We start from the raw sequence: 10,102 nt of genomic DNA on the forward strand, positions 1-10,102 counted from the left end.
CCTGCCGCCTTGGAGGGGCCGCGGGCGGACACACCGGAGGGACCGGACAAGTCCGGTCCCTCCGGTTTCTTACGGCGAGCGGTCGGATCAGCCGCGCAGGGCCTGGACCGCGGCCTCCAGCCGCTTGCCGTAGTCCTCGTCCGCCTTGCGGAAGTTCTCGACGGCGCGCTGGGCGATGTCGTCCCGCGTGACCTGCGAGATGAAGCCCGCGAGGGTGTCGATCAGACGCTGCTTCGCGTCCTCCGGCATCAGCCGGTAGAGGTTGCCCGCCTGGACGAAGTCGTCGTCCTCGGCGTGGGACGGCGTCACGTGGTCCCCGGTGTGACCGGAGACCGCGACCGGCTCCCACAGCGGCCGGTCCGTCTGCGCCGGACCGCCGAAGCTGTTGGGCTCGTAGTTCTTCGCGCCGCCGTGCCGCCCGTCGTACATCAGGCCGTCGCGGCCGTGGCTGTTGGCGGTCGTGGCGTGCGGGCGGTTCACCGGCAGGTGGTCGGCGTTGATGCCGACGCGGTAGCGGTGGGCGTCGCCGTACGCGAAGAGGCGGCCCTGGAGCATCTTGTCCGGGGACGGGCCGATGCCGGGCACGAAGTGGTGCGGGGAGAAGATCGACTGCTCCACCTCGGCGAAGATGTTCTCCGGGTTGCGGTTGAGCTCCAGCTTGCCGATCTCGATCGGCGGGTAGTCCGCGTGCGGCCAGACCTTGGTCAGGTCGAACGGGTTGAAGCGGTAGTTCGGCGCGTCGGCGGCGGGCATGATCTGCACCTGCACCGTCCACGACGGATAGTCGCCGCGCTCGATGGACTCACGCAGGTCCCGCTGGTGGCTGTCCGGGTCCTTGCCCGCGAGGACGTCGGCTTCCTCGTTGGTGAGGGTCTGGATGCCCTGGTCCGTCTTGAAGTGGTACTTGACCCAGAAGACCTCGCCGTCGGCGTTGTTCCACTGGAACGTGTGCGAGCCGTACCCGTTCATGTGCCGGTACGTGGCGGGGATGCCGCGGTCGCCCATCAGCCAGGTGACCTGGTGCGTCGACTCGGGCGAGAGGCTCCAGAAGTCCCAGACGTTGTCCGCCTCCTGCGAGCCCGTGTACGGGTCCCGCTTCTGGGTGTGGATGAAGTCGGGGAACTTGATGGCGTCCCGGATGAAGAAGACCGGGGTGTTGTTGCCGACGAGGTCGTAGTTGCCCTCCTCGGTGTAGAACTTCAGCGCGAACCCGCGCGGGTCGCGGACCGCGTCCGGGGCGCCGAGGTTGCCCGCCACCGTGGAGAAGCGCAGGAAGGTCTCGGTCTGCTTGCCGACGCCCGTGAGGAAGTTCGCGCGCGTGTACTGGGACATGTCCTTCGTCAGCGTGAAGGTCCCGTACGCGCCGGCGCCGCGCGCGTGCACCACGCGCTCCGGGATGCGCTCACGGTTGAAGTGCGCCAGCTTCTCGAGGAGGAGCTGGTCCTGGATCAAGGTAGGGCCGCCGGGGCCGGCCGTCTGGCTCTGCTGGTTGTCCGCGACCGGTGCACCGGCTTCCGTCGTCAGCGGGCCAGTGGTCCTGTCCTGAACCGTCACGTGCTCCTCCTGCTTTGTGCCTGTGCTCTGCTAGCCCTGCCGAGCCTACATTGGACATTGTCTAAGTCAAGAAGGCGACTACTTCCATACGGGTTCTTTTCCCGGACCCCGGCACTGCTAGGCTTGTTGTATGAGTGACCTGCTGGAGCGGCTCCGTGACCGTGGCTGGCGGCTCACCGCGCAGCGGCGAGTCGTCGCCGAGGTGCTCGACGGCGACCATGTGCATTACACGGCCGACGAGGTGCATGCCCGCGCCTCCGAGCGCCTGCCGGAGATCGCGCGTGCCACCGTCTACAACACGCTGAGCGAGCTCGTGGCCATCGGCGAGGTGATCGAGGTCAGCACGGACGGCCGGGCGAAGCGGTACGACCCCAACGCCCGGCACGCGCACCAGCACCTCGTCTGCTCACGGTGCGGCACCATCCGCGACGTGCACCCCTCGGGCGACCCACTCGCCAACCTCCCCGAGACCGAGCGCTACGGCTTCACCATCGCGGACGCCACGGTCACCTACCGGGGCACCTGCCCCCAGTGCGCTTCCGCCTGAGGCGCTGCCGCCCCAGCCCTCGCACAGAGCAGACAGAACCGGAACCCGCAGCCCGCAGGGGTCGCGGGTTTCCGCTTGATCGCACCCGCGGTCGTACGGGTGCTGCCGGGCGGGGCCGCATGCCGGAACCGACCGGATCATGGACGATCGGCGGAACGCAGAAAACGATGAAGGGCCCGGATCCTCGGATCCGGGCCCTTCATCTTCAGTAGCGGGGACAGGATTTGAACCTGCGACCTCTGGGTTATGAGCCCAGCGAGCTACCGAGCTGCTCCACCCCGCGCCGTTGTGCCGTAACTCTAACCCTGCCGCGACGACCAGCGCAAATCCGTTCCCGCACGCCCAGCGCACACCCCGGGTGGCCCCGCGCGGATGCGCGGAACCACCCGGTCAGGCGGACAGCTCCGACCGCAGTGCGTCACGCAGCTTGGCCGCGCGCTCGGCCACCTCGTCCGGGCCCAGCTCGACCGCCTGCGCACACCAGTACTGCCCCTGCTCCAGCTCCCCGCGCCGCGCGCTCAGGAGCGCGAGACGCAGGGCGGCACGCCCGTGCCCCGCCTCGGCCGCCCGCCTCCACCACAGAGCGGCCTCCGGCTCGCTGCCCTCTCGGGCCAGCAACAGGCCGAGATTGAAAGCCCCGTTGGGGCTTCCCGCCTCCGCCGCCGCGCGGTACCAGCGCGCCGCGTCGACGATCTCGCCGCGGGCAGCCGCGCACATGCCGAGCCGGACCTGGGCACGGCGGTGGCCCTGCTCGGCCGCCCGCTCGTACCACTCCTCGAACTCCGGGCGGCTGTTGAGCAGATCGGTCGCACCGGCCATGTCCTCCTGCGGCCTGCGCCGCTCGAGGAGCACCCCCAGCCGGAACGCACCCTCGACGCTGCCACCACCCGCGGCGCAGCGCAGCTGCCGCTCGGCGCCGTGCTCGTCGCCTTCACGCAGCAGTGCGATGCCGACCTGCAGTGCGGCCTCCGCGTGGCCCGCCGCGGCCGCCCTCGCGTACCAGACGCGAGCCGTGCCGTGATCGCCACGGCCGACGTGCAGGATGCCGAGGTTGAAGGCGGCGTCGATGCTGCCGGCCTCGGCGGCCTTGGAGAACCACGGCTCGGCGCCGTCCGCGTCGCCGCGCTGCAGCAGCAGTACGGCGAGGGCGTTCGCGGCCTCGCGGTGCCCCGCGTACGCGGCACGGCGGTACCACTGCTCGGCCTGCGCCGTACGGCCCTGTGCCGCGCAGAGCAGCCCGAGGTTGAACGCCCCGTTGTCGCACCCGGCTTCGAGAGCGACCCGGTACCAGCGCTCGGCTGCCTGGCGCTCGCCGCGGTCGGCGTGCAGGGCGCCCAGGGCGTTGGCGGCGTTGCCGTCCCCGTCCTCCGCGGCCCTGCGCCACCAGACGGCCGCGCTCTCCTCGTCGCCCGCGTCGCGCAGCAGGAAGCCCAGTGCGCACGCGGCGCGGGGCTCTCCGTCCTTGGCGGACGTGAGGTACCAGCGTCCGGCCTCCTTCAGCTCGCCACGGCGCTCCAGGATCGCGCCGAGCCGCAGAGCGGCACGACGGTGACCGCGAGCGGCCGCCTGCCGGTACCACTGCTCCGCCTCCCCGGCGGCCTGCTCCGCGGCCTCGGCGCTCTCCTCCCCCTCCGAAGCCAGTTCGGACGCGCGGGCGCCGACGATCTGCGCCAGGCGGTACGCGGCCTCCCGGTGACCCTGCTCCGCGGCAGCGCGGAACCACTTCTCGGCGCCGTCCTCGCCGCGGTGCTCGAGCAGATCGGCGAGGGCGTACGCGCCCAGCGGGTGGCCGCACTCGGCGGAGTGCAGCAGCCAGTAGTGCGCCGCGGGTTCGTCCCCGCGCTCGCGGTGGTGCTTTCCCAGAGCGTGTGCCGCGGCCGCGGATCCGGCCACGGCGGCCACGCGCCACCAGCCGGCGGCCTCGTCGGCGTATCCCCGCTGGTGGAGCAGGACCCCCAGATTGTTCGCGGCGGCGCGGTCCCCGGCAGCGGTGGCCGCACGGAGCGGCGCTTCGGCTCCGTCCAGGTCGCCGCGGCGCAGCAGTTGAGCCCCGAGAACGCTCATCGCCGCAGCATCCTCGGTGTCGTTGTCAATACCAGTCCGGCTCGCGCCGGTCCTCGGTGGACCGTCGAGCCTCACCTTGTCCCCCATAAGCACCATCGTCGCACCACCCGCAACCCACGTACACCTGGAATACCACCACCAAGTGAGGTCACTTCAGAGGTTTGTCGACTTCCCGACAGAGAGACACCTCAAACCGCATGACACGAAAGGGTGTTGGGCACGCGGCGCGGCAACAGGACGAAGGGCCCGGATCCTTGAGGATCCGGGCCCTTCGTCTTCAGTAGCGGGGACAGGATTTGAACCTGCGACCTCTGGGTTATGAGCCCAGCGAGCTACCGAGCTGCTCCACCCCGCGCCGTTGTGATGACAACTCTACACCACTGCGCGGGGTGCTCAGCACACGGGCCGTGGCCCGCAAGGCCTCGGCTACTCCTTCTTCTTCGCTTCCTCTTCGGCGTCGCGGGCGTCCTCAAGTGCGGACTCCAGGTCGTCCTGCGCCTTGCCGTACTCCTTCCAGTCACCCTTCTCCAGGGCGCGCTGGCCGTCGTCGTACGCCTCCTGCGCCTTCTCGAGGGCTTCCTGCACCGTCGCGTCACCGGAAGCCGGCGGACCCTCAGGCTTGTCGGGTTCCTCGCCCTCGTCGGAGTCGCCCTTCGCGTCGAAGACCTTGTCGAGGGCCTGCCCCAACGTGTCCTCGAAGGCGATGCGTTCGCCGTACGTGACGAGAACCTTCCTCATGCGCGGGTAGTTGGTGCCCGCACCGCGCACGTACACGGGCTCGATGTAGAGCAGGCCGCCCTCCAGCGGCACCGTGAGCAGGTTGCCGTACTCGATCTCCGAGTCGCCCCGCTTGAGGAGGTTCAGCGACTCGGCGATCGCCGGGTCGGAGTTGAACTTGCTCTGCACCTGCGAGGGGCCGGAGACGGTCGTGTTGGACGGCAGCCTCAGCATCTTGATCTTGCCGTACCCCGCACTGCGGGGGTCGGCGTCGATGGCCATGAAGGCCCCGAGAGTCTCCCGCTTGTTGGGGTTGAAGGTCGTCGTCAGCGAGAACGTCTGCTTCTTCGCGTCCGGCATCTGCAGGCTCAGGTAGTACGGCGGGACCGCGTTGCCCTTGTGCGTCGGGTCGTCCGGGATCTGCCACCGCTCACTGCCGCTGTAGAACTGCGACGGGGACGTGACGTGGTACCGGGTCAGCAGTTCGCGCTGCACCTTGAACAGGTCCTGCGGGTACCGCAGGTGATCCATCAGGTCGTCGCCGATCGCGCTCTTCGGCTTGACCGTGTCCGGGAACGCCTTCATCCAGGTCTTCAGCACCGGGTCCTTCTTGTCCCACTGGTACATGTCGACCTTGCCGGAGTACGCGTCCACCGTCGCCTTGACGGAGTTGCGGATGTAGTTGACCCGGTTCTGCCGGGCGACCACCGCGCGCTGGCCGTCCCTCGTCAGCGAGTCGGCGGTCGTGTCGCCGAGCGTCGTGCGGGAGGAGTACGGGTAGCCGTCCGAGGTGGTGTATGCGTCGACGATCCACTTGATCCGCCCGTCGACGACCGCCGGGTACGGGTCTCCGTCGATCGTCAGCCAGGGGGCGACAGCCTCTATGCGCTCCTTGGGCGTCCGGTTGTAGAGGATCCGGGAGCCCTCGCCGATCGCACCGGAGTACAGGATCTGCGGCTCGTTGAAGTTCACCGCGTACGCGGCCCGGTTGAGCGAGTTGGAGAGGTTCACACCGCTCTTGCCGGTGTAGGTGTACGTCTTCTCTCCGCTGTCGTCCGCGTAGTCGAGTTCCTTCTGCGGGCCGCCCACGATCGAGTACTGCGTGGTCTTCTCGCCGTAGTAGACGCGGCCTTCGTACTTGCCCTTGTCGCCCTTGGGCGGGAGGTCCTTCTCGGTGAAGTCCGGCGCGCCGTCCTTGTCCACCGCGGTGCCCTTGGCGGCGACCATGCCGTAACCGTGGGTGTACTTGAAGTGCTCGTTGATCCAGTTCTTCTCCGGGATGCCGTCGGTGTTGATCTCCCGGAGACCGACGACGGTGTCCTGCTCCCGACCGTCCTTGGTCTTGTAGCGGTCGACGTCGAGCGTCGCGGGGAACTGGTAGTAGCCGCGGACCTGCTGCTTCTGCTGGAACGTCGGCGAGACCACGTTCGGGTCGAGGAGGCGCATGCTCGCGGTGTCGTCGGCCGCCTGGCGCAGCTCCTCCTTGCCCTTCTTACTGGTCCCCGAATAGTCGTCGACCTGCGAATCGTCGATGTCGTAGGCGTCGCGCGTCGCCTTGATGTTCTTCTCGATGTACGGCGTCTCTTTGGCCTGCTCGTTCGGCTGGACCTGGAACTTCTGGACTATCGCCGGGTAGAGGCCGCCGATCAGGATCGCCGAGAGCACCATGAGGCCGAAGCCGATGACGGGCAGCTGCCAGGTGCGGCGCCAGATGGTGGCGAAGAAGAGCAGTGCGCAGATGATGGCGATGCAGAAGAGGATCGTCTTCGCCGGAAGGTAGGCGTTGGCGTCGACGTACTTCAGACCGGTCCAGTTGTCGGTGGCCTTGAAGTCACCCGACTTCACAGCGAGCCCGTAGCGGTCGAGCCAGTAGGCGACGGCCTTCAGCGCGACGAAGAACCCCAGCAGCACGGACAGGTGCCCCGTGGCCTGCGCGGTCGCCCTGGCGCCCGGAGTGGTGATGCGGAGCCCGCCGTAGAGGTAGTGCACGAGCGCGGCGGCGATCAGCGACAGCACGACCGCGGCGAAGCCGAAGCTGAGCAGGAAGCGGTACCAGGGCAGGTCGAAGGCGTAGAACGAGATGTCCTCGCCGAAGTGCGCGTCGGACTTGCCGAACGGCACGCCGTTGACCCACATCAGCCACGTACGCCACTGCCCGGCGGCCGACGCCCCGGCGATCAGCCCGACGAGCGCGGTGACGCCCAGCAGCACCCACTTCTTGTACGGGGCGATGCTCATGCGGTACCGGTCGAGGCTCTGCTGCTCCAGCGACATGGCGCTGAGCGGCGGGCGCAGCCTGTGGGCCAGCCAGATATTGAGCCCGACGGCCAGGGACATCAGCAGACCGAAGACGGCGAACATGCCGACCTTCGTCCACAGCGTCTTGGTGAAGACCGAGCTGTACTGCACCGAGCGATACCAGAGCCAGTCGGTCCAGAACCCGGCGAACATGACGAAGAGCATGGCCAGTACCGCGAGCACGCCCACTGTCATCAGCAGCGTCCGGGCACGTCGGGAAGGGCGGCCCACTCTGATCCGTGGCCCTGAGGGACCGCCGCCTGAGCCCCGGTCCGGCATCTGGAAAGCCAAGGTGCGCACCTCGAAGATCGCAATGAATAAGACGGGCCCGCATCGTAGGCCCACTCATGCAACTTAACGAACCTTTACCCAGTTCCCGATCCCGGGGTCGAAGGCGGCACGATATAGGGATGGACAACCTTTCTACCGACGGCACGCCCCTGGCCTCCAACCCGCTCACCCAGGCGGTGCTGGAGCTCGACGAGTACGCGGCGGGCCTCGGCTGGGACCAGCCCAGCCGTCTCTTCGCACTGGTCGACACGGCTCAGCTGCGCGAACAGGAACCCGAACTGGCCGGACAGCTCGGCTTCGACGACACCGGCCGGCCGGGCACCTCGCTCACGCCGGTGGAACAGGACGAACTCCCGACGGGCGCTCCGCTCGACGAGTTCCTGGCGACCATCGCCTGGCCGGACTCAGTGGCGGGCTGCGCGATGACGGTGGAACGGCTGATGCTGCCGCAGTCCGCAGAGGACGCCGTCCCCGAGGCCCTCCAGCGCGAGGGCGCCGAGGACGAGCTCAGCAAGTGGGTCGCCGAGCACCCGGAGCGTCAGGAGGTCCGCATGACCGTCGCGGTGCTCCGGGACGGCACCCGGGAGTCGGCTCTGCGGCTGCGCGAGAAGGACGCCTCCACGGAGGTGCTCACGGGAGCCGGCCTGGTCCCCGGTCTGGCGGAGGCACTGGCGGCGACGTTCGAGGAGTAACCCACGGGCGCCGGAACCGCCGGGCACTCACTGCGCGTACGCGGGCAGTGAGTGCGGCGTCCGGAGGGCGGCCCGACGGCGGCCCTGCACTGGAGAGACGCGCACAGTCGGCGTGAGGGGCTCTGCTGGGCTCAGTGCCGCCGTGGGCCGTCCTTCCCCGCGTCAGTCCGCCTTGCACTTGGGCAGCGCGCCCGTGTCGTCCTTTCGGATCTTCTTCAGAGCGTCCATCGCGTCGCCGATCGTGCCGGTCTTGACGAGGGTGAGGCCGGACGGCCTGTCCTTCGCCGCGGACGGACAGTTGTCCTCGGGGGTCAGGAAGAACTTGGCGCCCTTGGCGCGGGCGGCCACCGTCTTCATCTGGATGCCGCCGATGGCCCCGACCTTGCCCTTGTCGTCGATGGTGCCCGTACCGGCGACGAACGAGCCGCCCGTGAGGTCCTCGCGGGTCAGCTTGTCGATGATGCCGAGCGAGAACATCAGCCCGGCGCTCGGACCTCCGACGTCGGCGAGCTTGATGTCGATGTCGAACGGGAAGGCGTGGCCGATCGCCGGCTGAATGCCGACTATGGTGCGCCCGTCGTCCTCGGCCTTCTTCGTGCCGACGGTTATCTGCTGCTCGTCGCGGGCGGACAGCTTCTTCCCGGCCTTCTCCGCCGCCTCCGCCTTGGACGCCGGAACCACGGTGAAGCGGACCTTCTCCCCCGGCTTGCGCTTGGTGACGACCCCCGCCACGTCCTTGGGGTCCCGCACCTTCTTGCCGTCGACGGCCCGGATCACGTCGCCCGCGTGCAGCTTGCCTTCGGAGGCGCCGCCCTTGACCACGGAGCCGACGATGACGAACGACGGGACCTTGATCTTCAGCTCTCTGAGCGCCGAGACCTTCGCGCTCTCCTGGGAGGCGCTGAACTCCTCGGCGTTCTCCTCGTCGACCTCCTTGGCCGACTTGTTCTCGGGGTAGAGCGTGGAATGCGGGACGACCGCGCTGTCGTGCTGGAGCCAGCCGCTGACGGCCTCCGCGAGGTTCATCCGGTAGTCGGCACCCGTGACGCGGACGGTCGTCATGTTCAGGTGGCCGGACGTCTCGTACGTCTTGCGGTCCTTGATGTTGAGCACGGGTTCCCCGTCGTGCTCACCGAGCGTGTTGACCGTGGGACCCGGCGACATCTCTGCGTAAGGGACCTTGATCAGGACCCCCGCGCAGAGCAGACCTATCAGCAGCAGCGTGGACGCGAGCATCGTCGCAGTGCGGCGTGGCATGGCACGACAGTACGGGATCGCACAGTCATTCGGCTGTGCGGGCGGGACGGTCAGGCGTCGGACGAGGCGCCTGCCCAAACGTTTCGGTAGCGGGGTCGGACACCGCCGGGTGGTCCGTTTCCTCGCTACGGGAACGCTCCATGGCCGCCCGGAAACGCTCGTAACCAGCGACTCCCGCCGAATCCGGGATGCCAGTGCGGCGCCGGCTCGCCCAGCTGCTCCAGACACCGGCAGCGACAGCCGCAAGAATCGGAATGAGCAACCACGAAAGTGCTGCCACGAAGACCTCCCGACCCCCTGTGAACACGTCGCCCGACGGACATCTGCCGAGCACAACGGCCGATGAGCAGATTAACTCTCGGCAGAACAACGCTCATTCGCGGGGCCTGGTTACGCAAGCCGGACATGCGCTGAGCGGGTCATCCGTCGCCTGCCCCGGTGACACCTCTACGCCAGACCGCCCACGCGTCTTCCGTGAAGAGCCACCGGAAGAGCTGTACCGATACCGCGAGGGGAGCTTCACGAGATCTTCGTAACCCCGCGCGCCGCCAGCCCAAGTGACGTCGCTACGCTCCGACCCTCCCACCCGTCGCCCGACCGCCACCCCAAGTGACGTCGCTACGCTCCGACCCTCCCACCCGTCGCCCGACCGCCACCCCAAGTGACGTCGCTACGCTCCGAC

General features: G+C 68.6%; 6 protein-coding genes and 2 tRNA genes. 2 read left to right on the forward strand and 6 right to left on the reverse strand.

The window, feature by feature from the left end; genetic code table 11:
- Positions 1-87: 87 nt before the first annotated feature.
- Positions 88-1,554 (reverse strand): catalase, encoded by a 1,467-nt coding sequence (locus IEY56_RS13965; RefSeq protein ID WP_189037485.1) that lies wholly within the window; start codon positions 1,552-1,554, stop codon positions 88-90.
- A gap of 130 nt (positions 1,555-1,684) precedes the next feature.
- Here IEY56_RS13965 and IEY56_RS13970 point away from each other — a divergent pair, with 130 nt between their 5' ends.
- Entirely contained in the window at positions 1,685-2,101 is a 417-nt protein-coding gene (locus tag IEY56_RS13970; RefSeq protein WP_189037486.1) for a Fur family transcriptional regulator, read from the forward strand.
- A 209-nt stretch (positions 2,102-2,310) separates the two neighbouring features.
- Here the strand turns inward: IEY56_RS13970 and IEY56_RS13975 are convergent.
- The 4 genes from IEY56_RS13975 to IEY56_RS13990 form a co-directional block, all read right to left on the reverse strand.
- Positions 2,311-2,384, reverse strand: a tRNA-Met gene (locus IEY56_RS13975).
- Positions 2,385-2,491: 107 nt separating this feature from the next.
- Positions 2,492-4,252: a tetratricopeptide repeat protein gene (locus IEY56_RS13980; protein ID WP_189037487.1), complete on the reverse strand. Its 1,761-nt coding sequence runs from the start codon at positions 4,250-4,252 to the stop codon at positions 2,492-2,494.
- 194 nt (positions 4,253-4,446) lie between these two features.
- Positions 4,447-4,520 (reverse strand) — tRNA-Met (locus IEY56_RS13985).
- 71 nt (positions 4,521-4,591) lie between these two features.
- On the reverse strand, positions 4,592-7,480 hold the full coding sequence (locus IEY56_RS13990; RefSeq protein WP_189037488.1) for a UPF0182 family membrane protein: 2,889 nt from the start codon (positions 7,478-7,480) through the stop codon (positions 4,592-4,594).
- Between the two features lie 110 nt (positions 7,481-7,590).
- Here IEY56_RS13990 and IEY56_RS13995 point away from each other — a divergent pair, with 110 nt between their 5' ends.
- Positions 7,591-8,163: a PPA1309 family protein gene (locus IEY56_RS13995; RefSeq protein WP_189037489.1), complete on the forward strand. Its 573-nt coding sequence runs from the start codon at positions 7,591-7,593 to the stop codon at positions 8,161-8,163.
- Positions 8,164-8,325: 162 nt separating this feature from the next.
- Here the strand turns inward: IEY56_RS13995 and IEY56_RS14000 are convergent, their stop codons facing one another.
- Entirely contained in the window at positions 8,326-9,420 is a 1,095-nt protein-coding gene (locus IEY56_RS14000; protein WP_189037490.1) for a YlbL family protein, read from the reverse strand.
- Positions 9,421-10,102 lie beyond the last annotated feature (682 nt).

It is taken from the genome of Streptomyces daqingensis (assembly GCF_014645895.1).
Lineage (GTDB): Bacteria > Actinomycetota > Actinomycetes > Streptomycetales > Streptomycetaceae > Streptomyces > Streptomyces daqingensis.

What these genes read in the sequence shown, in the direction of transcription:
- IEY56_RS13970 (WP_189037486.1), top strand. Translation starts at nt 1,685, where the DNA reads ATGAGTGACCTGCTGGAGCGGCTCCGTGACCGTGGCTGGCGGCTCACC.
- IEY56_RS13980 (WP_189037487.1), bottom strand. Translation starts at nt 4,252, where the DNA reads ATGGGGGACAAGGTGAGGCTCGACGGTCCACCGAGGACCGGCGCGAGC.
- IEY56_RS13995 (WP_189037489.1), top strand. Translation starts at nt 7,591, where the DNA reads ATGGACAACCTTTCTACCGACGGCACGCCCCTGGCCTCCAACCCGCTC.
- IEY56_RS14000 (WP_189037490.1), bottom strand. Translation starts at nt 9,420, where the DNA reads ATGCCACGCCGCACTGCGACGATGCTCGCGTCCACGCTGCTGCTGATA.